Here is a 22,625-nt window from a genome sequence, read left to right as displayed (position 1 = left end):
TCTGCAAGCACGGGAACCCGCGCTGCGGAGCGACCCCCACCCGTCCGTACGTCCAGGGCCCGCGCTGCAAAGAGCACCAACCCAGCATCACCCGCCCGTACTTCCAGCTGGAGAGGACGCAGCCGTGACCGTGCCCCTGTTCCCGCCGATCACGTACGGGATCGGCAGCATGCGTGCCGAACCCCTCGACCAGGGCCCGCGGTTCGTCCGGACCGGCGGCATGTCGCGCTGGCACCGGCCCCGTTCCGGCGTGCTCATGCCGAGCAACCGCACCATCTACGCAGTGTGGTGCGGGCAGCAGGTTGGGGGCCTCCATCGCGCCGCCGGAATGCTCACGGCCGAGACGATCCCCGACAGCCTGCCCGTGTGCGCCACGTGCGACGGCCGCGCCGTCGGGGCCGGGCAGGAGCAGGACGGGCCCGCCGGCCGAACCCTGCTGTACGGGCCGCGAGGCCTCACCCCGCCCCGGTTCTGCCCGGCATCCCGCGCGGACCTGTTCGACGCCCTGCCCGGCGGCACGACCGGCCGGTGTCTCGCGTGCCAGGACACGCACCCGATCCGGGCCATGGGCGGTCCGTACGCCTCCCGCGTCGGAATCGTCCAGCACCCGCCCGGCGCCCGGTTGTTCGCCCCGTGCCCGTTCCACCGCTGGCGCCACCCGCGCCGCCAGGGCGACCGCCTCGCCTGCATCTGCGGGCGCCCCCTCACTGCCTCGCAGTAGCCCCAGAACGGCCCCGGGGCGAGGCAGGACCCGCACCCCTCGCCCCGGGCGCCACACCCCGAACAGGAGCACCACCCGATGTCATGGTTCAGGATCGACGACACGGCCTATGGGCACCCGAAGGTGCTCAAGGCCAAAAACCCGGCGTATGGCCTGTGGTCACGATGCGGTTCGTACGCGGCCCAGCAGCTCACCGACGGCATGATCCCGGGCGTCGTCGCCGAGCTGTACGGCACCGCCCCGCAGGTACGGAAACTGGTCGCGGCCGGCCTGTGGCACGAGCACGGCCACACCTGCTCGCACCCGAGGTGTGCCCAGCCCGCCCCGGGTGACTACTACATGCACGACTACTTGGACTACAACCCGTCGAGGGCCAACGTCGAGCAGGGCCGTGACCGCGCCGCCGACCGACAGAAGCGGGCCCGTGAGAAGGCCACGGAGCAGCGCAACCAGACGCGTAATCACTCCGATTCGTCGCACGAAACGAACTCTTTCGCGGGTGAACGATCGGCCGAAAATCCGGAAAGCGTCTCGGAAAACATCGCGTTTCCGAAGCTCTTCGCAGGTCAGGAGGGGTTGTCACAGCGTGACGGTATGGACCCGTCACGATCCCCCCGACCCGACCCGTCCCCTACTACCTCCTTCGGAGGTAGTAACCCCCCTAACCCCCAAGGGGGGAAGGCAGCGGCGGGCAGCCTGGTCGAGGCGTGGTGGACGACGTACGGCCGCGGCACGGCCCAGTCCCGGACCACGGTCCGCCGGGCCGTCGAGGACGCCCTCGCCAACGGGCTGGACGCGCAGCTGCTCGCCGCCGCGATGGACCGGCTCGGCCAGACGTCGAAACCGGTCACAGGCGGAACGTTGCAGTTCGCGTTGTCGGACATCCGCCGCACCTCGCCCGGGGCCGACGTGATCCCCCTCGACCCGAACGCCCCCCGCCGCCTCGGCCGCGCCGCCCAGGCCGCCGCCGTCATGGCCCAGATCCTCGCCGAGGAGAACGCCCAGTGATCCGCAACGAAGTCGCCGCACTGCTCGCCTACGTCGACAGCCTCGACCCCACCCGCGCGCCCCTCGACCGGCCCGCCATCGCGGAACGGCTCACCCAGTGGTGCGCCGTCCTGGTCGACGTCGCAGCGACCGCCCCGCACCCCGAGGGGCGGCACTGGGACGCCTCACAGGCCGCGTTCCGCCACATCACCACGTCGCCCTACCCGATCAAGCCGAGCGACATCAGCCGCCCGTGGGCCGACTTCCGCCGCGACGTCCTCAGCCGCCACTCCGACCCCGTGCCGAACGTCGACCCCGACGACGAGACCGCCTACCGCGCCGCCCTCGCCAGCCACCGCCGCGCCATCGAGACCGGGCAGACCGTTGCCACGCCCCGCGCCCTGATGCCCGCAGGCAGCCGCGAGGAACGCGACCAGGCCGCCGCCGCACGGCTCAAGCAGTTCGGCAGCTACGTGCCCCGCAGCGTCGTTGCCGCCCTCGCCTCGACCCGCCCCGGCATGACCGAACGCCGTCGCCTCGCCGTCGCCGGGCAGCCCGACCCGTTCAACGTCCCGTGCCCGTGGGAGGCGTGCCGCGCCGCAAAGGGTCAGCGCTGCGTCACGGCCGGCCACCCCCGCACGGATTTCCACGACGCCCGACTCACTGCCGCCGCAACCGCCCACGCCCGCCAGGAGCAGCCCGCATGAACCGCCAGAAGCACCCCGGCAAGCCGCACAAGCGCAAGGCCCAAACCGGCGACCGCACCCGCGGCGGCCGCACGTGGCGGATCACGGCATCGTGGGACGTCCGCCCCGACCGGCCCGCCGTCCGCACCACGACCGACCGCAAGGCCCGCGACCGCATGGTGTCCGAGTTCGCTGCGCAGGGCGGATACGTCGTGATTGAGGAGGCCCGCGGGAACGGGTGGCGCACGGTCCGGGAGATCAACGGGGCCGAGCTGGTGGCCGAGGCCGACGCCGAGGCGGACGAGCGGAACCGCCGTGACCGGGCCGAGGCCGCGCAGCGCGCGCAGCGCCACGCCGCCGACTACGCCGCGCAGGCCGCCCGCAACACCCTCGCCGCGCACCTCGACGACACCGCCGCCCGCGACCGCCTCGCCCGCCTCATGGCCCAGCCCCCGTCCGCCCGCGACCAGCGCGCCCGACACACGGCCGGCGGCCGATGATCCCGGACGCCGTCGCCGCCGTCATCGCCGCGACCATCCGAGACCACCCCGGCAGCACCCCCGAGGCCATCGCCAGGGCCGCCGTAGCCGCCCTCGACCGCGAGGGGTGGCACATCGCCGCCCCCGACACCATCGCGGCGTTTCTACGGGCCGCCTGACCCCACGCCAGGGGGGTGCGCAGCCCCGTACCACCGCACCCCCCTCCGTGTTACGTTTCTCTCTGGAAACGTACGTACGTCTCCGCGAACTGCGAGCCGCAGCGCTCAGACCGGAAGGACCGCCATGCCACACCACCGCGCAACCTCCGCATGGCGGTACTGGTCCAAGGTCGCGTTCGACGGCCCCATCCCGCTCGTACGCGGCGTTACCGGCCGCTGCCACGTCTGGACCCGAGCCACGAACGAGAAGGGCTACGGAACGTTCTGGCTCGGCCGCACCGTCAAGGCGTACCGCTACGGCTACGAGTTGGCGTTCGGCCCGATCCCCGCCGGCCTCGATGTTGACCACCGCTGCCGCAACCGCGCCTGTGTCCGCCCCAGCCACCTGCGGGCCGTCACCCACCGCGTGAACCTGCTCGCCTCGACGAATCACGCCGCGCTGCGAGCAGCCCAAACCCACTGCATGCGCGGCCACGCATTCGACGCCGAAAACACCATCCGCGCGAAGAACAACACCCGGAAGTGCCGCACCTGCAAGCGCGCGGCCGACCGCGCCGCCCGCACCACCACCCCCGAAAGGACCGCTGCCTGATGGCCGGCGAAACCGTCGTCACCCTCGTTGGCAACCTCGTCGACGACCCCGAGCTGAAGTTCACCCCCAGCGGCCACGCCGTTGCGAAGTTCCGCGTCGCGTCCACCCCCCGCACGTTCGACAAGAGCACCAACGAATGGCGCGACGGAGACAGCCTTTTTCTGACCGTCAGCGCATGGCGAACCCTCGCCCAGAACTGCGCCGACAGCCTCACCCGCGGCACCCGCGTCATCGTTCAGGGCGCGCTCAAGCAGCGGTCGTACGAGGACCGCGAAGGCGTCAAGCGCACCGTGTACGAGATCGAGGCCGAGGACGTCGCCCCGTCGCTCAAGTCCGCTACCGCGCAGGTCACCAAGACCACCGGTATCGGCCAGGGCCAGCAGCGCCAGCAGCCCCAGACCGGCGGCTACGCAGCCCAGCAGCAGGCCCAGCCCGACCCCTGGAACACCGGCCAGCAGCAGCCCCAGCAGAACGGCGGATGGGGCCAGCAACGCCAGCAGGAACCCCCGTTCTGACCCGCCGCGTCCGCCGTCCGGTCGCGGCCAGCGCCGCGCGCGTGAGCACACCACGCACCTCCCACTCCACACCCTGAGAGGCCCCACCCCATGGCTGACACCCAGCCCACCCCGTCCGACGCCGAGCTGATCGAGCATGCCCGCACCGCCGGTTGGCACGAGCCGGAGAAGGCCCCGGAGTTCGTTGCCGCGTACCGGGCCCACGTCGAGCAGCAGTCCGCAGCCGTCGCAGCCCTCACCGCCGAGGAGGCCACGGCGAACGCCACCGCGAACGCCGCCACCGTCAGCATCGTCGCCGACGTGCACGCCCCGGCCGCCTGCAAGTGCGGCCACCCTCAGGACCGGCACGCCCTTCTCAGCGGCACCTACGCCCAGTGCCGGACGAAGTACGCCGAGGCTGGCCGCCCCAAGTGCCCCTGCGGCATGTTCCGTCCCCAGGCCGACCCCACCACCGTCGAAGATCAGTCCACGGGCGACGTGTTCACCGAGGCCGCCGTCAGCCGCAACGCGCTGCTCGCCGGAATCACCGCCATCGAGAACCTGCCCCAGGACTTCGAATGCGACCCCGGCCGCGGCGACGCAGTCAAGGTGCTGCACCGCCTCGCCGACCACTACACCACCAACGAGCAGCCCGCCGGGCTCACGTGGGAGGCCCGCACCGCGCACGCCGTACGCCTGTATGCCACGACCGCCATCGAGCGCGACGACGCGCGTACCGAGGCCGCCAAGCTGCGCGAGCAGCTGCACGGCGGCGCCGAGCTGGAGCAGCCCACCGACGGCACCGAGCGCGCCGAGGACACCGCCCGCCGGTTCGCCCGCCGCCTCGCCGCCGTCGAGCAGCTGTGCAACGGCCGCCCCGGATACCACCAGTTCACCGTCAAGGCCCTGCTCACCGCCATGAGCGACGCCGACGACGGCCCCGAGCCCGTCTCGGACGACGTACTCACCGAGCGCATGTCGACCGCCATCGTCCAGTACCTCAACGACGTTGACGAGGACCCCGACACCGACGACCTCGCCGACAACCTGCTGACCGTCATCAAGCAGGCCGGCCGATGATCCGCGGCCACTGGTTCCGAGCCGACTACGCCGACGAACCGTGCCTGTTCGCCGGATGCGGCCGGCCGCAGTCCGCGCACGTCGAGTCGTGCGGCGAATGGACAGACCCCCGCCACCTGTTCCGGCCCACGCTGCGCCACCTCGCACGCTGCAACCGGTGCGGCCGACACCCCGCCCACTCGACCCACCACGGCAGCCGCAAGAACCGCTCTCTGTGGCATCACGACCACCTCGCCCGCCTCGCCCGGAAGGTGCGCCGCCGATGACCCTCTCCCCGCGCCTGTACGGCCGCCGCAACGCCGCCCGCGAGGCAGCCGACCAACTCGCCGCCCAGGGCCACCACGTCCACTACGCCGCCCACGGAGAAGCCCGATGCATCACCGGCCACTGCACCACCGAGACCACGAAGGACCCGCGCCGATGACGTACCGCGCCCGCCTCGCCGCCCGCCGCAACCGCCGCATCCTCGCCAGCCTCCCCCCGGTCCCCGTCCCCAACGACGACGAGGACCGCGACCCCTCGTACTGCTACACGTGCGGCCGCCGCTGCGGCTCCCAGCCCCACTCCTGACCCGCCCGGGGCCCGCCACCACGGCGGGCCCCCACCCCCCGGAGACACCGTGCTGTACTTCCGCCTCAGCCTCGCCGCCATTTTCACCGGCCTCGCCATCGCCGCCGCCGTGACCGGCGACCACATCCGCGCCGCCTGCTACGCCGGGGCCGCCGTGCTCTGGATCACCCTGGCCATCCTCGACGAGGACCGCAGCTGATGACACGCCGCCCGCTGCGCTACCTCGCCCACCGAACCGGGCTGGTCTGCTCCCCCTCACTCCTGTACGCCGACGTGCCGTTCTCGAACCGATGGCACCGCCGCCGCATCCTCGCCCGAAAGGCGCGCCCCATGGGATTCGACCACTCCACCTACTTCGCCTACGGCGTGCACGTCGAGAGCCCCGACGAATACGCCCAGCCCCGCGCCGATCGCATCAACAAGGCCCTGACCGAGCACCCCGACCGGCACCAGTTCCCCAACGTCGGCACCCTCACCGCCGGGGACTACGACGCAGACATGCTGTTCCTCGTTACGGAGTGCAAGGAAACCGCGTTGGGCACGTTTGCCCACGTCACTCCGCAGACGCGCACGGTCGAGCAGGCCGCCGAATGGACGCGCCAGCTCACCGCAGCCGCCGCCGCACTCGGCATCCCCTCAGCCGATCACAGCGAGGCCGGGTGGCTGAGCATTCCGGACGTCAGCTGATGACCCGCCGTACGCGCCCGAACCGGGAGCGCCGCGCCCTCGCCGCCCGTGCCCGCGACGAACGCCGCGCCCGACTCCGCAACCTCATCGACCGCGCCGGCCGCGTCACCCTCACCACCCAGGAAGCCGATGCACTCCGCGGCCTCGCCGAGGCCGAGTTCGCCGAGTCCGACGCACTGCGCGCCACCGTGGGCGGGCAGCAGTCCGCAGCCAACCGCCACGGGGCGCAGCTCGACGCCGCGCACGCTGCGATCCGGGAGGCCGAGCAGGCCGCCGCGGAGTGGAAGAAGACCGCGGCCACGTACTCCGGTCTCTACAGCAGCGCGGAGCAGGACGTCACCAACTACCACGAGCGCCAGGCCGCCGAGGAGCACCGGCGCCGTGTAGTCGCCGCCGGAACGATCAGCGCCGCGTGCTGTGTCTGTGGCCGCGGCCCCGTCACCTACCGCAACTACCGCGAGCAGCCGTTCTGTGCGCCGTGCGCCGACGGCCAGCCCGCCCCCACCACCACGACCCCGGAGCCGCAGCCGTGAACACCCCGACCACGCCGACCGACACCGCCCGCCTCACCCTCGACGCCATGGCCGCCAACCTCGACCAGCTGCGTACCGCGCTCGCCGACGCCTACGGCCGGGCCGGGGCCGCCCTCACCCAGGCCGGAACTAGCGTGGCCGCCGCCGAGCACCGCGCCACGATCGCCGAGGAGCGGGCCGCCGCGTGGAAGCGGCTCATGGAGCGCCGTACGACCACGCTGCGCAAGCGCGCCCAGGAGGCCGAGGCAGCCACCGCTGAGGCACGGGAGGCAACCGCCGTCGAGGAGGAGCGCACCGCCCGCCACTCCCAGTGGCTCGCCGAGACCGCCGCCGCGTGCGACGCCCCCGACTGGCCGCGCCTTGCCGACACCGTCGCCGAACTGGCCGCCCGCACCGAGCAGGCCGAGCAGGACGCCGAGCGTTTCAAGGCCGACCACCTCGCCGCCTGCACGACGATCGCCGACATGCACGAGGCAGCCACCGGCCGCACCGGCATGGGACCGATCCGCGGAGTCGTCGAGGACGTCGCCGACGTACGGGCGCGCGCCGAGAAGGCCGAGAAGCGCGGCGACCATTGGAAGCGCGTAGCCCAGGAGATCGAGGCCGACCGCGAACGCCTGCTCGCCACGAAGTACGACGCCGAGCGCACCGCCGCCACGTTGCAGCGCGTACGGGACGCCGAGAGCCTGGCCGACGCCCTCGCCGCCGTAGCCGAGCACGACGGGTTGCCGCCCGAGGCCGCCCGAGCCGCCGCGAACATCGCCGCCGCAGCCGAGCAGCCGGCCGCCATCGACGCCGAACGCGAACGCGATCACGCCCTGCGCCTGGCCGCAGCCGAGCACAGCAAGCGCGAGGCTCAGCGCGACGCAGAGCGCGCCACGCAGACCCTGCTCCGGGTCAAGCACGCTTCGACGGCCGCCGACGCCTGGACCGTGATCGGCGCGCACTTCCACATGCCCGCCACCGAGGCCGGCCGAGGCGCCCGCAGGTGGCGCAGCGCGGCCGAGACCATCGCCGAGCGCCACGCCCAGCGCGCCGAGGCCGACGTGCAGGAGATCGCGAAGCAGCTGCGCGCCGTCGAGGAGGAACACGGCCTGACGTGCGAGCAGTTCAACGAGGCCGCAGCCGCCCGCGACCGGTTCGAGGCCGCCTGGCAGAACGCCCGCCAGCGCGCCCAGCACGCCACCCACCGAGCGGAAATGGTCAGCGCCCGCGCCGAGCGGAACCGCCAGAGCCGCAACCGTTGGACCCGACAGGCCCTCGACGCCGCGGACACCATCAAGCGCGTACGCGCACTGCTCGATACGCACTTTGGGCCGCTGGACCCCGCATCTGTTCGCGCCGCCCTCGACACCCCCACGGAGCGCTGACCATGGCGACCACCGCCCCGATCGCCGCCCAGGCCGCCGAGGATCTGCGCGCCGTACGCGAGCAGTGGGGCGACCTGCTCGCCGCGATCGAGCGCGCGCCGGCAGCCGAGTGGCCGCCCCGCGACTCCCGCGCGCTCGGCGTGGTGCCTGAGGCCGACGAGCCCAGCATCGGCCGCCTGCCGCTCACGCTGCGCGAGCACCCCGCCCCGCTCAACCTCGCCGCCCTCGACGCCGCCCTGTCGGTCGAGCGGGACCTCTTCCACCTCGCCGACGTCATCGCCGACGCCGTACAGCGCCCCGTCCGGTACACGGCGACCGACCGACACGGCCGACACCGATACCAGCCGGACGCGGCCGACCGTGACGACCCGGCCCGCTGGCACCTGCCCACGCACAGCGCAACCGTCACCGGCCGCACCGCGTCGGCCGGCAGCCGCGCGTACGGGCTGCACTGGGCCGCAGTGTGGATCGAGGGCCGCGCGCTCGGTGAGGACGTCACCGCGCCCCGGCCGAGCAACACCGTGCACCTCCCCCTGTTCAGCCCCGTGCGGCCCGTCCTGCTCGACCAGATCGCCGCCACCGCCCGCCGCGCCCGCCGGACCGTTGAGCAGGCACTCGGCCGCGACGGACGCCCCACCGCCCTTGACCAGCCGTGCCCGTACTGCCGGGGCCCGCTCACCGCGCACACCCGCAGCGGCGACCCTGCGGCCGCCACGGTGGTCTGTGCGACCGGGTCGGCATGCACCGCGCCTGTGCTGCTCGACCGGGGCCGCCGGATGTGGCGCGGGGCCGAACTGGTCACGCTGTACGTGGCGATGGAGGCCGCGGCGCAGCGCAGCGCGTGAACCAGCGCAGGGGCGCCGGGAGTTGACCGGCGCCCCTTCCCCCGAACCTTGCGCAACCTAGTTCCGCCGCGTACGGTACTCAGTACCGCAGAGCTCCACACTCAGCGGCCCGAGCTCCACACTCGGCAACCACGGGAGTACACCCCATGAAGACCTACACCACCGGCCGTAGCCGCACTGGCCACTACCGCCGCCCCGGCGAAGTCATGACCTACTGCGGCCGGCACGGCATGGCCGAAACCACCACACACACCAGCCTCTGCCGCCCCTGCGTCAAGGCCGAAGCCCACGACCGCGCCGCCGCCGAGGCCGTCGCCGCTGAGCACGCCGCACCACTTGCCGAGCGGGAACGTGAACTGCTTGCGTCAGACGCCGTGCCGGCCGCCATCGAAGCCGAGTCCGAGCAGCCCGCCGCCGAGGTGATGATCTGCGTGCACGGCGAGGACTGCCCCCAGGACCCCCAGTACAACGACCACTACCAGCGCCCCGCGATCTCCCGAGCCCCCTACTCCATTGAGTCCTACCGCACGTACTACTGCGGGCAGCACGGCGAGCACTACCCGTGCCCCGGCCCGGCGCGCAGCCACGACTACATGACCTGCGTGGTCGGCTGGCGAGACCTTGCCGCCGTCCACGCCGGAGACGTGCCCCCGTGGTGCTATTCCAGCGCCGACCCCACCGCCCCTCAGTACCACCCCACCGCCGAGGGCGCGGCCCGCATCACGGTCGCCACGGAGATGCGCTACGCGGCTGAGCTGGTCACCGAGGCCGAGGCCACGGACGGCACGTGGCGCGGCGAGTGGATCGGCGAGCAGACCACCACCAGCACCCCCGGCCTGTTCATCCTCGACCGCGAGCAGGGAGCCCTGTTCGCCTGACCACCACCGGCCCGGCCCCTCCCGAGGACGGGCCACCTCGACCCACAGGAGTAACCCGACATGGACACCAACGACGACCAGACCACCGATGACCAGACCGGCAGGTCATACACCTCAGCGGAGATTAGCCGGACGATCAAAAAGGATCAGCAGGCCACCGCCATGGGCCGATTTCACGAAGCCCTACACACCGTCGCAGCGGAGTACGAGCACGCCCAGGCCGCCGCCCGGAACGCCGTCACGTCCTCGGCTCTTGCCGCCCTCGCCGAGAACTTCACCCGCGCCACCACAGACGCTCACCGACGCGACCTCGCCGCCGAGGTAGCTCAGGAACTCACCCTCGCCGAGGCCGGCACAATCCGCCGGGCCGCCGAGGCTGTCCGGCTCGGCACCCCCGGAATCATCCTCCGCGCCGCTGCCAACGACATGACCCCCAACGAGATCGCCCGCGAACTCGGCGCCACCGGCAGCTACGTCCGCCGCATCCTCCGCGAAAACCGCGTGTTTTCGTGGCGCCTCGACCTGTTCAACAGCCAGGCCGGCCCCGGGTGGCAGTCGTGGGAGTCCGGTACCGACGTGATGCCCTACAGCGAAGACCACAACGTCATGGACGAACTGGCCGCCCAAATCCTGACCCAGGCCGGCAGGGGCGCCCGCAAGTACGTGGCCCGCGTGACCGTCTGGCAGGGGTCAGAAGACCAGGCAGACGACGCCTCGATTTACAGCACCGAGTTCCACCCGCGCACCACCGACTGACCCACCACATGCCACGGGCCCGCCCACGACTCCACATCGCAGACGGGCCCCACAACCACCACGGGAGTACCCCCGCCATGGCCACGAAGAAGACTACCCAGCCCCGCACGCCCGCCGTCCCCCAGCCCGGCAGCCGGCCGAGTATCCGAGTCGACGCCCAGCTGTCCGACGACTTCGCCACCATCATGCGCGCCGGAGGCAACGCGACCGACGCCATCCGTACGGCCGTCGAACAGCTTGCCGACATGTACCGCACCGCATGGGCCCACGGCGTCATCCCCGACGGCCAGCCCGCCCAGCTGCTCGCCTACCAGCTCGGCCGCCTGCCGACGGGCGCACCGACCCCGACCAGGCCGTATGACGCCACGTCCGACCGGCCGAGCATCCCGCGCGTGCATCGCCGCATCCCCGGCCCCTACCCCGTCCGACAGCGCTCCGCGTAGCGCCCCAGCCGTCCGACACCGCGCCCCCGCGAGCCACACAGCGGGGGCGCAGCCGCATGACCGGACGCGCCGCCCGCCGCGCGCCCGCGCACAACCATCCACCCGCCTCGCAGGTCTCACGCACACCAGACCTACGTACGGAGTGCCATCGTGAGACCCGCCGCTGTCCTGCTCGCCGCTGCCGCCCTGCTCGCCCTCACCGCCTGCTCGGCCGAGGACGACGCGAAGCCCGCCGCGTCGTCGAGCGCCCCGACCGTGGACCATGCCGCCGCCGAGAAGGCAGCCGGTATTCCGCCGGCCCCGACCGGGTCGGACCGTGCCGCGTACCTCGCCGCGATCAAGGCCGTGGACCCGCGGATCGTCGAGGACGAAGAGAAGGCGATCGATGCCGGCCGGAACCAGTGCAGCAGCCTCGCAGGTGGCGGGCAGAAACTCGACTGGGCCGCGGCGCAGCGCTTCGGCAACGACGCCCGCCCGCTCACGGACGCGCAGGGCAAGCAGCTGAACGCCGCGTTGCGGGCGACGCTCTGCCCGAAGTGACGTTGCCGCCCGTTATGGATCTGTGATCTAATCAGGCCGACCCCGGCGTGCCCGAAAACGGCCGCCGCGAACGCCCCGCCGCCCACCGCGCCGGGGCGTTTCGCATGCCCGGACACCGACCGCCGAGGAGACCGCCATCGCCACGCCCGCCGACATCGAGCACCGATTCGCGTTCCACGCCGCGACCACGCAGGAGAAGCGCGACGACCACACGAGCGTGCGCCAGGCATGCCGCCACCTCGCCGACCAGATCAACGAGCAGGTACCCGCCGGCCGCGAACAGGCCCTCGCCCTGACGAAGGTCGAAGAGGCCATGTTCTGGGCGAACGCCGCCATTGCCCGCGCCACGTAGGCACACCACAGACCGCCGCGGCGAGGAGGTGACGCGTACCCATGGGCCGACCCATCACTGAGACAGACCGGCGAGCAGTACGCCGCCACCACGCCGCGGGCATGACCCGCAACGCCATCGCGAAGAAGATCAAGCGCAGCCCCTCGACCGTCAGCAACATCGCCAAGGAACTTGGGCTGACGTTCGAGCGAGGGGCCGAGGTAGTCGCCGCCACCGAGGCGCGCCGCATCGACCTTGCCGCCCGCCGCGTCACCCTCGCCGAGACCCTGCACGAGGACGCCGAGAAACTGCGCGCCCAGCTCTGGGAGCCGTGCACCGTCGGCGAGTTCGCGGGCAAAGAGGGCGACTGGCAAACGGCCGACCTCCCTCGTCCGCGCTTCGGTGACCAGCGCGCCATCCTCGGCGCCGCCGGCATCGCCATCGACCGCAGCCTGAAACTCCAACCCGCCGTGGGTGGCCAGCAGGCCGACCAGGTCACATCCATGCTCGGCCAGCTCGGCGCAGCGCTCACGACCGCGTTCAGCGACCAGGACGACGCCGGCGGAGGCGACGACGGGGGGTGAGCTATGCAGCTCCCCCCCGATCTCCCCCTGTCCCGCAAACAGTTGCGGAGCATCGGCCGTGCGACGGCCCGTATCAACCTGTGGCATGGCTCGGTCCGGTCCGGCAAGACGATCGCGAGCCTGTTGGCGTTCGTGATCGCGGTTGCCACGGCGGGGCCGTCCGGCCTGATCATCATCTGTGGCCGGTCGCTACAGACGATCGAGCGCAACGTGTTCGAGCCGTTGATGGACCGGGCTCTGTTCGGTCCGCTCGCCGGCCACATCCACCACACCCGCGGCGCCACAACAGCCGTGATCCTCGGCCGGACCGTGCACCTGGTCGGCGCTGCCGACACCCGCGCCGAGGGCCGGTTGCGTGGTCTCACGGCGCAGCTGGCGTACGTCGACGAGGCCACCCTCGTGCCTGAGGGCTTCTGGACGCAGCTGCTCGCCCGGTTGTCTGTTCCTGGCGCGCGCCTGTTCGCGACGACTAACCCGGACTCGCCGAGGCACTGGCTCAAGGTCGGATACATCGACCGTGCGGCCGAGTTGAATCTCAGACACTGGCACTTCCGCCTCGCCGACAACCCGTCGCTGTCCCCGGACTACGTTGCCTCACTCACCGCCGAGTATGTGGGCCTGTGGCGCAAACGCATGATCGATGGTGCGTGGTGCGTCGCCGAGGGCGCGATCTACGACATGTGGGACGAGGCCCGCCACGTCGTCACGACGCTTCCCGAGATGCGCCGCCACTGGGTCGGAGTCGACTACGGCACGACCAACCCGTTCGCCGCGCTGCTGCTCGGCCAGGGCACCGACGATCGCCTGTACATCGCATCCGAGTGGCGCCACGACGGCCGCACCACGCGCCGGCAGATGACCGATGCGCAGTACAGCGCCGCCGTCCGAGCCTGGATTGCCAAGCTCGGCGTATCACCAGAGTGGACGTTCGTAGACCCGTCGGCCGCCTCGTTCAGCCTGCAACTGTGGCAGGACGGGCACCCCGGATTGGCCAAGGCCGCCAACGATGTTGCCGACGGCATCCGGTCCGTGTCCAGCCTGCTCGCCGCCGACCGGCTACGCATCCACGCATCGTGCGAAGGGCTGCTCTCCGAACTCCCCGGCTACAGCTGGGACCCGAAAGCGACCGCCCGCGGCGAGGACAAGCCGCTGAAAATCGACGACCACAGTGCGGACGCGCTGCGGTACGTCGTGCACAGCACCGCGCACGAGTGGCGCCACCTGCTCACCCTGCCCACCGCCGAGGAGGCCCCAGCATGACAACCGCGCCCCTCGCGGTACCCCTGCCGCCCATCACCCTGCCCATCACGATCACCGTCGGAGACCTGCCGTGCCGGGCCGGGACGATCACGATCGAGCCGGGCGACGTGGCCGGCAGCATCCGCAGCGAAATCGCAGCGTTCCTGCGCGAGGCAGCCGACATCTGCGAGCAGTCCGCCGAGGAGGTGACCGACACGTGACGACCATCCCCACATCGGTCACCCTCGACCAGCGCCGCGCCGCCTGCCGTGCGCTGGGACTGCCGCCCGCCCTGGTGCAGTCCCTCACCGTTCGAGGCGACGGGGCAACCGCCGCTCTGTACGTCCTCGACCGCGAGGGCCGGCGGATCAGCCACAGCGGCGCACCGCTCACCGCCACCGTTTCCATCCCGCTGGCCGAGGAGGTGAGCAGCACATGAGCCTGCCCGCGAACGGCACCGCGTGGCCGCCCGCCTCGATGGCCGCCGCGTACCGTGAGATGGAACGCGATGCGATGTGGTACGCGGGCGACCCGCACCGCCTGGCCCACGTCGCCGACCGGCGCGAGCACGCCCCGCGCCGCGCCGACCGTGGCGCCAGACGCCTGCTGACCGGCCGCCGCGACGAGCCGGCCGACTACCCCCGCAAGCAGGAGCGCCGCCTACACGTGCCGCTGCCGGGCGACATCGCCACCGTGGCCAGCGATCTCCTGTTCGCGGACATGCCGACGATCACCGCCTCCACAACGGCCGGCACGGAGTTTCTGGTCAACGCCATCGACACCGCGCACCTTCACCAGCTGCTGTTGGGCGCGGCCGAGCAGGCATCCGCCATGTCCGGCATCTTTCTGCGGCTGACGTGGGACCGAGACGTCGTGCCGGACCGGCCGATCCCGACGACCGTGCAGCCGGACAACGCTGTACCCGAGTACGTGTTCGGCATGCTTCGGGCCGTCACCTTCTGGCGCAAGCTGGACGGGGGAGACGCGCAGACCGTCTACCGGCACCTGGAGCGCCACGAGCCGGGCCACATCGTCCACGGCCTCTACGAGGGCACACCCGACAACCTCGGCCGCGCCGTGCCGCTCACCGAGCACCACGAAACCGCAGCCCTCGCCGGATCACTGTCCGAGAATGGCGTGTCCGTCGAGACCGGCATCCCGATGCTGACGGCCGTCTACGTGCCGAACATGACCCCGAACCGGCTGCACCGCGCCTCGCCGATGGGGCGCAGCGACTACGCCGCCCCGATCTACGATCAGTTCGCCGCTCTCGACGACGTGTGGACGTCGTGGATGCGTGACATCCGCCTCGCCCGCGCCCGCCTCATGGTCCCTGCCGCGTACCTGACCAGCAACGGCCCCGGGCAGGGCGCATCGTTCGACGACGACCGCGAGGTCTACAGCAGCCTGAACATGCCGCCCACGGAGGGCGCAGGTATCACGCTGGCGCAGTTCAAAATCCGCGTCGAGGAGCACCAGCGCACCAGCGAGGCCATCACCCGCAAGGCCGTTGAGTCTGCCGGATATTCCGCGCAGAGCTTCGGGTTGGAGGGTGGTGGCGAGGCGATGACCGCGACCGAGGTCGAGGACCGCGCCGGACGCTCGACGACTACGACGAAGAAGAAGGCCGGCCACTGGCGAGGCCAGCTGGCCGACTTCCTGCACGCCTACCAGCTGCTTGCCGTCGCCCAGTTCACTGCCCGGATCACTCCGGAGCGGCCCACGGTTGAGTTCCGGCTCGGCGCCACCGAGTCCGAGCAGTCCAAGGCCACCACCTTGGAGCTGCTGACCCGAGCCCAGGCCGTCAGCACCGCGACCAAGGTCAAGGCGCTGCACCCCGAGTGGGACGACACCGCCGTACAGGCCGAGGTCGCGGCGATCCTCGCCGAGACCGACATAGGTGCACCGGACCCGGGCGGCACCTACCCCATGTAGGAGGTGGCCGCGTGCCGATTCACCCGGGCATGGTCGAGGGCCTGGCCGCCGGTACGCGGGACCTGTACCAGCAGGCTGAAGAACGGCTACTGCGGATCATCGCCCGGCAGTTGGCCGAGGGGTACGACGCGCCGAACTGGGCCGAGCGGAAACTCGGCGCCGTGCAGGCGCTGCGCCGCGCGGCTCAGGGCGTTGTCGACCAGCTCGGCCAGGCCGTCACCCTGGAGATTTTCGAGGTGACGGCCGAGGCGTACAACACCGGGCACCGTGCCGGAGTCGCCGAACTCGGCGCACTGTCGGACGACGCCCGCCGCCTGACCGACGACATCACCCCGCAGGCACAGGCCGTTGACCGCCTCGCAGCCGAGACCGTCGACAGGGTTACCGCCACCCACCGCAGCATTCTGCGGGCCGTAGATGACCGCTACCGGGCGATCGTCGCGCAGGTCAACGCGACGCCCCTGATCGGCACCGGGACCCGCCGCCAGGCCACGCAGGACGCGATGACGCGGTTTGCGGACGAGGGCATCACGGCGTTTCGCGACCGCGCCGGCCGCCGCTGGAAACTCACCTCGTACGCGGAGATGGCGGTCCGTACCGGTGTTGCCCGGGCCGCGACCGAGGGCCACACGCGGACGCTGGAGAGCGCCGGGGTTGAGCTGGTCATCGTGTCCAACGCGCCGCGCGAGTGCCCGCTCTGCCGCCGCTGGGAGGGCCGCGTCTTGACGATCAGCGGCCCGTCCGGGGCCCGCACGATCGAGGTAGAGCACGCCACGCAGGATGACCGCATGGTGTCCGTGGACGTGGCCGGCAGCCTCGACGAGGCGCGCCAGGCCGGGCTGCAACATCCCAACTGCCGTCACAGCGTGTCCGCGTACACGGCAGGGATCACCCGGGCCGAGACTGCCGAGGCGGACCCGGAGGGGTACGAGGCCGGGCAGCGGCAGCGCGCCATCGAGCGGAAAATCAGGCAGTACAAGAGCCGCGAGGCCGCCGCCACCACCCCCGAAGGGGAGCGCGCCGCCCGCGCGAAAACCCGCCAGTGGCAAGGCGCCATGCGCGACCACCTTGCCGCACACCCCGATCTCCGCCGACTGCGGGCCCGCGAGCAGCACGGGGCCAGCAACCTCCCGCCCGAGCAGCGACCGCGCCGCCAGGGACAGCCAGGACCGCCCACCGCGCCGCCGAGCCAGTACGCCCAGGCCGCCCGCGTCCGGTCCGGCGACAGCGGCACCATGCGCGAGATGACCGACACCGAACTCGGTACGGCCATGCGCGCCACGTCGCTGGACGCCCGCGACCGCGCCCGGATCGCGACCGAGCTGGACCGCCGGTATCCGCCGGCCGACCTGCCCGCCCCCGCGACGACCGGTGACGCCGTCGAGGACCTGCTCGCCGACCGTGCAGCGCTCGACGACGTCACCGCGCCGCTGCCACCCGCCGAGGAGTGGGGAGCGCTCGCCACCGATGCCAAGTTCGCCGACGACCTCGCGGCCGCGGTCAAGGCCGCCGCCGAGAAGGCTGGCGGCGAGGCGGTCGAGCGCATGACCCGGGCACAGGCACGGGAGATGTACGCCGAGTACGTCTACCGGCAGTACCTTGACGCCGAGGACGCATGCCGCGGCTACCTGCTCAACAAGAAGGCGCAGACCGACGGCATCGACCCCATGTCGCTGTTTTCCGGCCCGGCCCGTATCGCCCACGCACGCGCTTCGGATGAACTGCGCGAATGGTGGGCGAAACACGGCCGGTTGACGCAAGCTGAGTTCATCGAGAAGGCCACCGGGCAGCGTCAGCGCTGGGCCGAGGGCGCCCGTCAGAACGAGTCGGACCACCAGAACAAGAGGTGATGCAGTGGCGGCGCGAGAGGACATCACGCGGGCAGTCGACGAGGGGGCCGAGGCCGGGCGCCGCGGCGCCCCTCCGACCGTCTGCCCGTACCCGCGTACGTCGCTGCTTCGTGGCGCGTGGGTGCGCGGTTACGCCCGCGCCCGCCCGCTCGCCACCGAGGACCGCGCCGAGTAGGCGCAGCACCACCGCACCACCCCGAGGGGCCCGCCAGGCGCGGGCCCCTTTTGCATGCCCACACGGTCCGCCAGGCGCGGGCCCGAGCGCACCAGGAGTGCACGATGAAGACCGCCCGCCCGTTCCGTCACCCGCTCGCCACCCACGCCGCCGGTACCGTCCTCGGCCACCGCCGAGACGGCCGCCCCATCTACGCCATCGCAGGAGGCGACGGCACCGGAGAGGGCGGGCAGGGAGGCGGGGGAGGCCAGCAGGGCGGGACCGGTGACGGCACCGGCCAGCAGGGCGGAGGCGAGCCACAGCAGGGTGCGGGCGGGCAGGACCCGGCCGGCCAGCAGGGCGCCGCAGACGGTGACGTGTCGACGCTCCCCGCATGGGCACAGAAGGCGATCACCGACGCCCGCGCCGAAGCCGGGAAGTCCCGCACGGTCGCGAAGGCCAACGCCGCGCAGGCCGCAGAGCAGGCCCTCGCACAGAAGATCGGGCAGGCGCTCGGCCTGGTCCAGGGCGACCAGCAGGCCACCCCGGAGCAGCTGACGCAGCAGCTCGCCGAGTCGCAGAAGGCCGCGCGGGAAACCGCGGTGCACCTCGCCGCGTACAAGGCCGCCCAGGCCGAGAACGCCCGCGCGGACCGGCTGCTGAACTCCCGCTCGTTCACCGACCGCCTCGCCCAGCTCGACCCGGCCGCGGCCGACTTCGGCGAGCAGGTCAAGGCCGCCATCACGGCCGAGGTCGCCACCGACCCCGACCTGTACAAGGCCCGCCCCGGCGGGGCCGTCAAGGGCGGCGCCGACTTCAGCGGCGGCGGCCCTGCCGACAAGAAGCCGGCCAACCTCAACGACGCCGTAGCCGCGCGACTGCGCGGCTGACCAGACAGGAGCAACACCCCCATGGCCGTGACCCTCGCAGAGGCGAAGAACAACACGCAGGACGACATCGACGTCATGGTGATTGACGAGTTCCGCAAGGAATCCGCGGTCCTCGACGCGCTGACGTTCGACGACGTCGTGAACCCGGCGGGTGGGGGCGCGACCCTCACCTACGGCTACCGGCGACTCGTCACCCAGCCCACCGCCGCGTTCAGGAAGCTGAACGAGGAGTACACCCCGAGCAACGTCACGACCGAGAAGCACTCGGTGGACCTCGCCGTGCTCGGTGGCTCGTTCGAGATCGACCGCGTGATCGCGAAGCTCGGCCCCGGTGCGTCCGGTGCCGTGACGCTGAACATGCAGCAGAAGATCAAGGCGGCCCGCACCAAGTTCCAGGACGCCGTCATCAACGGCGACACGGCCGTGGACGAGGACGGTTTCGACGGCCTCGACAAGGCCCTGTCCGGCAGCTCGACCGAGTTCCGGCTCGGCGAGGTCACCGACTGGACGGATTTCGACACCGACCCGCGCGCCGAACAGAAGGCGCTCGACCTGCTCGACGAGTGGCTGAGCATGCTCGACGGCGCGCCGTCGATGGTGTTCGGCAACTCCAAGGCCCTGGCCCGTGTGCGGGCCCTCGCCCGCCGCGCCGGCCAGTACACGAAGGACCCCGTGGACGGGCTGATCGGCGCCAACGGCCGCCCCATCGTCCGCGAGTCCTACGGCGGTGTGACCTTCGTGGACCCGGGCGAGCAGGCCGGCAGCAACAACCCGATCATTCCCGTGGAGACGCGCACCGTCGCAACGGTCTCGACCACCGGCCTGACCGACCTCTACGCGGTCCGTATGGGTCTCGATGGGTTCCACGGCGTGAGCACCGTGGGCGGCGAGCTGGTCAGCACGTGGCTCCCCGACTTCACCGGCGCTGGCGCCGTCAAGAAGGGCGAGGTCGAGATGGGGCCGATCGGCGTCGTGCTCAAGGCCACCAAGGCCGCCAGCGTCTTCCGCAACATCAAGGTCAAGTGAGGCCACCCATGAGCACCTTCAAGATCAGCACTCCCGTCCCCGAGTTCCACGGCAAGGTGGCCGGCGTGTGGTTCGCCAACGGTGAGGCCGAAACCGACTCGGAGGGCGCAGTTGCGTACTTCCGGCGGCACGGCTACACCGTCGAGGCGGTCAAGGCCGACCCGAACGAACAGGCGCCCGCCGAGACCGACGCCAAGGCGAAGGCCCCGGCCCGAGCCGCCAAGGGGTGACCGCCGGTGCCCCGTGTGTACGCCACTCCTGAGCAGCTGGCGGAGCAGACGGGGCAACCGGCCCCCGACGACGCCGAACGGCTGCTGCGGCGCGCGTCCGAGGACATTGACGACGCGTGCCGCACCGCGATCTACGACACCGACGCGGCCGGCATGCCGACCGATCCGGCCGTGGTCGAGGCGCTGGCCGCCGCCACGGTCGCGCAGGCCGAGTACGTGATCGGCCAGGGCGGCGACGACACCGGCGCGGCCGGGCGTTGGGACTCCGTCAGCATCGGCCCGGTCTCCATGTCCGGCCGCCGCGACGGACCCACCACCCCGGACGCCGTCGACGTCGGCCCGCGGGCGCTGCGTGCGCTCACCCGGGCCGGACTGCTGCCGGGGGTGATCTGGTGAGAGTGCCCACGTGGCTGCTGCCGCACCGCATCACCATCGAGCCGTACCTCGGTGACGGCAGCTTCGGGAAGATCTACGGCCCGCCCGTCACCAACGTGCGGGCCCTGGTCGCCGAGACGGTCCGCACCGTGCGGGACCGGACCGGCCGCGAGGTCACCTCGACCGCGCAGATCATCGCCGCGCCGGGCCTCGACTGTCCGGCCGAGTCGCGGATCACTTTGCCATCCGGCCGGATCACGACCGCGATCAATGCCGCCTCGCACACCGCGCCGGGCCTGCCCGTGCCCCAGTCCTCGGAGGTGAGCTGCGAGTGACACAGCGCGCGCGTCTGCGATGGGACGGGGAGGCCGTTATCAGGGGTACCCGTGAGGCCGCTGTTCGGGGTCTGCGTCTCGGCACTGAACACGTCCTGCAGGTGTCCCGCGGCCGCGTCCCGATCGAAGAGGCGACTCTCGAACGGTCGGGCACAGCCACAGTCGACGAGGAACAGCTCACGGGCGCCGTCGCCTACGACACCCTGTACGCGGTCCGGCAGCACGAGGACATGTCGCTACGCCACGACGCCGGCCGAACCGCCAAATTCCTGGAACAGCCCCTTGCCGAGGAGGCTGACACGGTCCGCGACATCATCGCCGCGCAGCTGCGGCGGTCGCTGAGATGACTTACACCGTCAACATCCTGGAGGGCCTGGCCGAGCTTCTTACCGGCCAGGCCCTCGGCGTATACCGGCCCGACAGCGTGTTTCAGCCGGGCGAGACGGCCATCACGACGTACGTCATGCCGCCGTCCCCGGACCGCGCTATCTGCCTGACGCCGTACCCCATCGAGGACACCGCGCACACGGACGCGATCACCGCCGTGCAGGTCCGCATGCGGGCCGGCCTCGACCCGCGCGACGTCGCACGCATCGCCGACGAGGTGTTCGCCGTGCTGCACGGCCGCGAGGGATTCGCGCTCCGCGGTGTGCCGGTGGCCCTGATGTGGCGCCAGTCCGAGGCCGTCCTAGGCGCCGACGCGAACAGGCGACTGGAGATCACCGCCAACTACTACGCCCGGACCACGCGCCCGGGCCCCAACGCATACGAGTAGGAGCACCGCCATGAGTACCCCCGTGCCGGACATCACTGCCCTCGCCCGCCGCTGGCGGCTGGAGGTCAACACCGGAACCAGCGCAACACCCGTATGGGCCCTGTGCCCGGGCGTGACCGAGTTCCAGCCGGCCGCAGAGCCGAACATCGAGGACAGCTCCGACTACGAGGGCGAGGGCTGGGCCGGGAACACCAAGACCGGCCAGAGCTGGGAGCTTTCCGCAACGATCAACCGGAAGGTGCAGGAGACCGCCAAGGTGTACAACCCGGTGCACGAGGCGCTGCGCCTGGCCTCGTTCGCATACGGGTCCGCCTCGTACGTGCACGTCCGGTACATGGACCGCTCCGGCCTGCCGGAGGCGTACGAGGGCCGCGCCCTGGTGACGTGGGCGCCGTCCGGCGGCGAGGCCACGGCCCTGGATCAGGTCGAGGTGACGCTTACCGGTGACGGCCCGCTGCTCCCGATCGAGAACCCGCTCGCGGTCGGCGGTGGCGCCTGATGGCATTCGAAGCACTCGAGGATTTCCTCGACGACTACCTCGAACTGCCCATCGCCGGGGCGGACGGGGAGACGCGCACGTACCGGATTGACGGCCCGTCTGCCCTGGACGGTCTCCAGGTGGAACGGATCACCACGTTGGCCGCCCGCCTTGCCGCGGGCGGCAGCGCAGTCGACGCCCCAGCACTCGACGACGGGCAGGAGCTGGACCTGTACCGCATGTGCCTGGGCGAGGCATATGAGGAACTGCTCGCCGATCTCAAGTGGCAGGCGTTTCGGCACGTGGCCCTCACGGCCATGATGTGGATCACTGCCGATCGTGAGACCGCCGAGGCGTACTGGAACACCGGCAACATGCCGGGAAAAGCGGAGCCGAACCGGGCGACCAGGCGCCAGGCGTCGCGCGGCTCCTCGGCGTCGGCCGCGGCGAGTACGACCCGGAAACCGGCCTCTACGAGTGGTACGAGGGCGGCCTCACCTCGACGCGCCAAGGCGGCGGCGGCGGCCCCGCACTGACGTGGGATGCCCTGCTCGATCAGTGGCCGCTCATCGAATGTGACCTG

36 protein-coding genes are annotated in these 22,625 nt (G+C 71.8%); all 36 read left to right on the top strand.

Going from position 1 to position 22,625, the window contains the following annotated elements; genetic code table 11:
- The first annotated feature begins 124 nt into the window (after window positions 1-124).
- The gene (locus ABTX18_RS21190) at window positions 125-721 is read left to right on the top strand and encodes a hypothetical protein (RefSeq protein WP_352124258.1); all 597 of its coding nucleotides are present in this window, start codon (window positions 125-127) and stop codon (window positions 719-721) included.
- A 78-nt stretch (window positions 722-799) separates the two neighbouring features.
- Entirely contained in the window at window positions 800-1,729 is a 930-nt protein-coding gene (locus ABTX18_RS21185; protein WP_352124257.1) for a mucin-2, read from the top strand.
- The gene (locus ABTX18_RS21180; protein ID WP_352124256.1) at window positions 1,726-2,415 is read left to right on the top strand and encodes a zinc finger domain-containing protein; all 690 of its coding nucleotides are present in this window, start codon (window positions 1,726-1,728) and stop codon (window positions 2,413-2,415) included. Before ABTX18_RS21185 ends, ABTX18_RS21180 begins: the two co-directional genes overlap by 4 nt.
- The gene (locus ABTX18_RS21175; RefSeq protein WP_352124255.1) at window positions 2,412-2,894 is read left to right on the top strand and encodes a hypothetical protein; all 483 of its coding nucleotides are present in this window, start codon (window positions 2,412-2,414) and stop codon (window positions 2,892-2,894) included. Before ABTX18_RS21180 ends, ABTX18_RS21175 begins: the two co-directional genes overlap by 4 nt.
- On the top strand, window positions 2,891-3,052 hold the full coding sequence (locus ABTX18_RS21170; protein WP_352124254.1) for a hypothetical protein: 162 nt from the start codon (window positions 2,891-2,893) through the stop codon (window positions 3,050-3,052). Before ABTX18_RS21175 ends, ABTX18_RS21170 begins: the two co-directional genes overlap by 4 nt.
- 124 nt (window positions 3,053-3,176) lie before the next feature.
- Complete coding sequence (locus ABTX18_RS21165; protein WP_352124253.1) at window positions 3,177-3,644, top strand: HNH endonuclease signature motif containing protein; 468 nt, start codon at window positions 3,177-3,179, stop codon at window positions 3,642-3,644.
- On the top strand, window positions 3,644-4,159 hold the full coding sequence (locus ABTX18_RS21160) for a single-stranded DNA-binding protein (protein WP_352124252.1): 516 nt from the start codon (window positions 3,644-3,646) through the stop codon (window positions 4,157-4,159). Before ABTX18_RS21165 ends, ABTX18_RS21160 begins: the two co-directional genes overlap by 1 nt.
- 90 nt (window positions 4,160-4,249) lie before the next feature.
- Window positions 4,250-5,218, top strand: coding sequence for a hypothetical protein (locus tag ABTX18_RS21155; RefSeq protein ID WP_352124251.1), 969 nt, complete (start codon window positions 4,250-4,252; stop codon window positions 5,216-5,218).
- Window positions 5,219-5,480: 262 nt separating this feature from the next.
- Window positions 5,481-5,642: a hypothetical protein gene (locus ABTX18_RS21150; protein ID WP_352124250.1), complete on the top strand. Its 162-nt coding sequence runs from the start codon at window positions 5,481-5,483 to the stop codon at window positions 5,640-5,642.
- Window positions 5,639-5,788 (top strand): hypothetical protein, encoded by a 150-nt coding sequence (locus tag ABTX18_RS21145; RefSeq protein ID WP_352124249.1) that lies wholly within the window; start codon window positions 5,639-5,641, stop codon window positions 5,786-5,788. Before ABTX18_RS21150 ends, ABTX18_RS21145 begins: the two co-directional genes overlap by 4 nt.
- Before the next feature lie 49 nt (window positions 5,789-5,837).
- Window positions 5,838-5,987 (top strand): hypothetical protein, encoded by a 150-nt coding sequence (locus ABTX18_RS21140; protein ID WP_352124248.1) that lies wholly within the window; start codon window positions 5,838-5,840, stop codon window positions 5,985-5,987.
- Complete coding sequence (locus ABTX18_RS21135) at window positions 5,987-6,475, top strand: hypothetical protein (RefSeq protein ID WP_352124247.1); 489 nt, start codon at window positions 5,987-5,989, stop codon at window positions 6,473-6,475. The genes ABTX18_RS21140 and ABTX18_RS21135 overlap by 1 nt, the downstream gene beginning before the upstream one ends.
- Complete coding sequence (locus ABTX18_RS21130) at window positions 6,475-7,008, top strand: hypothetical protein (RefSeq protein ID WP_352124246.1); 534 nt, start codon at window positions 6,475-6,477, stop codon at window positions 7,006-7,008. Before ABTX18_RS21135 ends, ABTX18_RS21130 begins: the two co-directional genes overlap by 1 nt.
- Window positions 7,005-8,378 carry a hypothetical protein gene (locus tag ABTX18_RS21125; RefSeq protein WP_352124245.1) on the top strand — a complete coding sequence of 458 codons (1,374 nt, stop codon included), beginning with the start codon at window positions 7,005-7,007 and terminating at the stop codon, window positions 8,376-8,378. The genes ABTX18_RS21130 and ABTX18_RS21125 overlap by 4 nt, the downstream gene beginning before the upstream one ends.
- Window positions 8,379-8,380: 2 nt before the next feature.
- A complete protein-coding gene (locus ABTX18_RS21120) occupies window positions 8,381-9,223 on the top strand; it encodes a hypothetical protein (protein ID WP_352124244.1) in 843 nt (280 codons plus the stop codon).
- A 146-nt stretch (window positions 9,224-9,369) separates the two neighbouring features.
- On the top strand, window positions 9,370-10,101 hold the full coding sequence (locus ABTX18_RS21115; RefSeq protein WP_352124243.1) for a hypothetical protein: 732 nt from the start codon (window positions 9,370-9,372) through the stop codon (window positions 10,099-10,101).
- Between the two features lie 60 nt (window positions 10,102-10,161).
- Window positions 10,162-10,857: a hypothetical protein gene (locus ABTX18_RS21110; protein ID WP_352124242.1), complete on the top strand. Its 696-nt coding sequence runs from the start codon at window positions 10,162-10,164 to the stop codon at window positions 10,855-10,857.
- Window positions 10,858-10,934: 77 nt separating this feature from the next.
- Window positions 10,935-11,300 carry a hypothetical protein gene (locus ABTX18_RS21105; protein WP_352124241.1) on the top strand — a complete coding sequence of 122 codons (366 nt, stop codon included), beginning with the start codon at window positions 10,935-10,937 and terminating at the stop codon, window positions 11,298-11,300.
- Window positions 11,301-11,450: 150 nt separating this feature from the next.
- On the top strand, window positions 11,451-11,840 hold the full coding sequence (locus tag ABTX18_RS21100) for a DUF732 domain-containing protein (RefSeq protein ID WP_352124240.1): 390 nt from the start codon (window positions 11,451-11,453) through the stop codon (window positions 11,838-11,840).
- Window positions 11,841-11,976: 136 nt separating this feature from the next.
- Window positions 11,977-12,192, top strand: coding sequence for an Acb2/Tad1 domain-containing protein (locus ABTX18_RS35845; protein WP_503061188.1), 216 nt, complete (start codon window positions 11,977-11,979; stop codon window positions 12,190-12,192).
- 101 nt (window positions 12,193-12,293) lie between these two features.
- Entirely contained in the window at window positions 12,294-12,755 is a 462-nt protein-coding gene (locus tag ABTX18_RS21090; protein ID WP_503061178.1) for a helix-turn-helix domain-containing protein, read from the top strand.
- Window positions 12,756-12,758: 3 nt separating this feature from the next.
- Window positions 12,759-14,015: a PBSX family phage terminase large subunit gene (locus tag ABTX18_RS21085; RefSeq protein ID WP_352124237.1), complete on the top strand. Its 1,257-nt coding sequence runs from the start codon at window positions 12,759-12,761 to the stop codon at window positions 14,013-14,015.
- Entirely contained in the window at window positions 14,012-14,215 is a 204-nt protein-coding gene (locus ABTX18_RS21080) for a hypothetical protein (protein ID WP_352124236.1), read from the top strand. The genes ABTX18_RS21085 and ABTX18_RS21080 overlap by 4 nt, the downstream gene beginning before the upstream one ends.
- On the top strand, window positions 14,212-14,433 hold the full coding sequence (locus ABTX18_RS21075) for a hypothetical protein (RefSeq protein WP_352124235.1): 222 nt from the start codon (window positions 14,212-14,214) through the stop codon (window positions 14,431-14,433). The genes ABTX18_RS21080 and ABTX18_RS21075 overlap by 4 nt, the downstream gene beginning before the upstream one ends.
- A complete protein-coding gene (locus ABTX18_RS21070; protein WP_352124234.1) occupies window positions 14,430-15,929 on the top strand; it encodes a phage capsid protein in 1,500 nt (499 codons plus the stop codon). Before ABTX18_RS21075 ends, ABTX18_RS21070 begins: the two co-directional genes overlap by 4 nt.
- A gap of 11 nt (window positions 15,930-15,940) precedes the next feature.
- Complete coding sequence (locus tag ABTX18_RS21065; RefSeq protein WP_352124233.1) at window positions 15,941-17,779, top strand: phage minor capsid protein; 1,839 nt, start codon at window positions 15,941-15,943, stop codon at window positions 17,777-17,779.
- Window positions 17,780-17,783: 4 nt separating this feature from the next.
- The gene (locus ABTX18_RS21060; protein WP_352124232.1) at window positions 17,784-17,954 is read left to right on the top strand and encodes an Rmf/CrpP fold protein; all 171 of its coding nucleotides are present in this window, start codon (window positions 17,784-17,786) and stop codon (window positions 17,952-17,954) included.
- A 104-nt stretch (window positions 17,955-18,058) separates the two neighbouring features.
- Window positions 18,059-18,823, top strand: a complete 765-nt coding sequence (locus ABTX18_RS21055; RefSeq protein ID WP_352124231.1) for a hypothetical protein — start codon at window positions 18,059-18,061, stop codon at window positions 18,821-18,823.
- Window positions 18,824-18,844: 21 nt separating this feature from the next.
- Window positions 18,845-19,849, top strand: a complete 1,005-nt coding sequence (locus tag ABTX18_RS21050) for a major capsid protein (protein ID WP_352124230.1) — start codon at window positions 18,845-18,847, stop codon at window positions 19,847-19,849.
- A gap of 8 nt (window positions 19,850-19,857) precedes the next feature.
- Entirely contained in the window at window positions 19,858-20,079 is a 222-nt protein-coding gene (locus ABTX18_RS21045) for a hypothetical protein (protein ID WP_352124229.1), read from the top strand.
- 6 nt (window positions 20,080-20,085) lie between these two features.
- Window positions 20,086-20,475, top strand: a complete 390-nt coding sequence (locus tag ABTX18_RS21040) for a hypothetical protein (RefSeq protein WP_352124228.1) — start codon at window positions 20,086-20,088, stop codon at window positions 20,473-20,475.
- Entirely contained in the window at window positions 20,472-20,789 is a 318-nt protein-coding gene (locus ABTX18_RS21035; protein ID WP_352124227.1) for a hypothetical protein, read from the top strand. Before ABTX18_RS21040 ends, ABTX18_RS21035 begins: the two co-directional genes overlap by 4 nt.
- On the top strand, window positions 20,786-21,136 hold the full coding sequence (locus ABTX18_RS21030) for a hypothetical protein (protein ID WP_352124226.1): 351 nt from the start codon (window positions 20,786-20,788) through the stop codon (window positions 21,134-21,136). The genes ABTX18_RS21035 and ABTX18_RS21030 overlap by 4 nt, the downstream gene beginning before the upstream one ends.
- On the top strand, window positions 21,133-21,564 hold the full coding sequence (locus tag ABTX18_RS21025; protein WP_352124225.1) for a minor capsid protein: 432 nt from the start codon (window positions 21,133-21,135) through the stop codon (window positions 21,562-21,564). Before ABTX18_RS21030 ends, ABTX18_RS21025 begins: the two co-directional genes overlap by 4 nt.
- A 10-nt stretch (window positions 21,565-21,574) precedes the next feature.
- On the top strand, window positions 21,575-22,063 hold the full coding sequence (locus ABTX18_RS21020; protein WP_352124224.1) for a phage tail tube protein: 489 nt from the start codon (window positions 21,575-21,577) through the stop codon (window positions 22,061-22,063).
- Complete coding sequence (locus ABTX18_RS21015) at window positions 22,063-22,578, top strand: DUF7426 family protein (protein ID WP_352124223.1); 516 nt, start codon at window positions 22,063-22,065, stop codon at window positions 22,576-22,578. The genes ABTX18_RS21020 and ABTX18_RS21015 overlap by 1 nt, the downstream gene beginning before the upstream one ends.
- The last annotated feature ends 47 nt before the right edge of the window (window positions 22,579-22,625 follow it).

Origin of the sequence: Streptomyces sp. NPDC096323 (assembly GCF_040302845.1) — a bacterium.
Lineage (GTDB): Bacteria > Actinomycetota > Actinomycetes > Streptomycetales > Streptomycetaceae > Streptomyces.
The sequence above is the reverse complement of the archived record's forward strand: the minus strand, read 5'-3'. Positions and strand labels throughout refer to the sequence as shown.

Excerpts from the sequence above, each read along its gene's own strand:
- ABTX18_RS21185 (WP_352124257.1), top strand. The coding sequence starts at position 800 with ATGTCATGGTTCAGGATCGACGACACGGCCTATGGGCACCCGAAGGTG.
- ABTX18_RS21175 (WP_352124255.1), top strand. The coding sequence starts at position 2,412 with ATGAACCGCCAGAAGCACCCCGGCAAGCCGCACAAGCGCAAGGCCCAA.
- ABTX18_RS21170 (WP_352124254.1), top strand. The coding sequence starts at position 2,891 with ATGATCCCGGACGCCGTCGCCGCCGTCATCGCCGCGACCATCCGAGAC.
- ABTX18_RS21165 (WP_352124253.1), top strand. The coding sequence starts at position 3,177 with ATGCCACACCACCGCGCAACCTCCGCATGGCGGTACTGGTCCAAGGTC.
- ABTX18_RS21160 (WP_352124252.1), top strand. The coding sequence starts at position 3,644 with ATGGCCGGCGAAACCGTCGTCACCCTCGTTGGCAACCTCGTCGACGAC.
- ABTX18_RS21155 (WP_352124251.1), top strand. The coding sequence starts at position 4,250 with ATGGCTGACACCCAGCCCACCCCGTCCGACGCCGAGCTGATCGAGCAT.
- ABTX18_RS21150 (WP_352124250.1), top strand. The coding sequence starts at position 5,481 with ATGACCCTCTCCCCGCGCCTGTACGGCCGCCGCAACGCCGCCCGCGAG.
- ABTX18_RS21145 (WP_352124249.1), top strand. The coding sequence starts at position 5,639 with ATGACGTACCGCGCCCGCCTCGCCGCCCGCCGCAACCGCCGCATCCTC.
- ABTX18_RS21135 (WP_352124247.1), top strand. The coding sequence starts at position 5,987 with ATGACACGCCGCCCGCTGCGCTACCTCGCCCACCGAACCGGGCTGGTC.
- ABTX18_RS21130 (WP_352124246.1), top strand. The coding sequence starts at position 6,475 with ATGACCCGCCGTACGCGCCCGAACCGGGAGCGCCGCGCCCTCGCCGCC.
- ABTX18_RS21120 (WP_352124244.1), top strand. The coding sequence starts at position 8,381 with ATGGCGACCACCGCCCCGATCGCCGCCCAGGCCGCCGAGGATCTGCGC.
- ABTX18_RS21115 (WP_352124243.1), top strand. The coding sequence starts at position 9,370 with ATGAAGACCTACACCACCGGCCGTAGCCGCACTGGCCACTACCGCCGC.
- ABTX18_RS21110 (WP_352124242.1), top strand. The coding sequence starts at position 10,162 with ATGGACACCAACGACGACCAGACCACCGATGACCAGACCGGCAGGTCA.
- ABTX18_RS21105 (WP_352124241.1), top strand. The coding sequence starts at position 10,935 with ATGGCCACGAAGAAGACTACCCAGCCCCGCACGCCCGCCGTCCCCCAG.
- ABTX18_RS21090 (WP_503061178.1), top strand. The coding sequence starts at position 12,294 with ATGACCCGCAACGCCATCGCGAAGAAGATCAAGCGCAGCCCCTCGACC.
- ABTX18_RS21085 (WP_352124237.1), top strand. The coding sequence starts at position 12,759 with ATGCAGCTCCCCCCCGATCTCCCCCTGTCCCGCAAACAGTTGCGGAGC.
- ABTX18_RS21080 (WP_352124236.1), top strand. The coding sequence starts at position 14,012 with ATGACAACCGCGCCCCTCGCGGTACCCCTGCCGCCCATCACCCTGCCC.
- ABTX18_RS21070 (WP_352124234.1), top strand. The coding sequence starts at position 14,430 with ATGAGCCTGCCCGCGAACGGCACCGCGTGGCCGCCCGCCTCGATGGCC.
- ABTX18_RS21055 (WP_352124231.1), top strand. The coding sequence starts at position 18,059 with ATGAAGACCGCCCGCCCGTTCCGTCACCCGCTCGCCACCCACGCCGCC.
- ABTX18_RS21050 (WP_352124230.1), top strand. The coding sequence starts at position 18,845 with ATGGCCGTGACCCTCGCAGAGGCGAAGAACAACACGCAGGACGACATC.
- ABTX18_RS21045 (WP_352124229.1), top strand. The coding sequence starts at position 19,858 with ATGAGCACCTTCAAGATCAGCACTCCCGTCCCCGAGTTCCACGGCAAG.
- ABTX18_RS21025 (WP_352124225.1), top strand. The coding sequence starts at position 21,133 with ATGACTTACACCGTCAACATCCTGGAGGGCCTGGCCGAGCTTCTTACC.
- ABTX18_RS21020 (WP_352124224.1), top strand. The coding sequence starts at position 21,575 with ATGAGTACCCCCGTGCCGGACATCACTGCCCTCGCCCGCCGCTGGCGG.
- ABTX18_RS21015 (WP_352124223.1), top strand. The coding sequence starts at position 22,063 with ATGGCATTCGAAGCACTCGAGGATTTCCTCGACGACTACCTCGAACTG.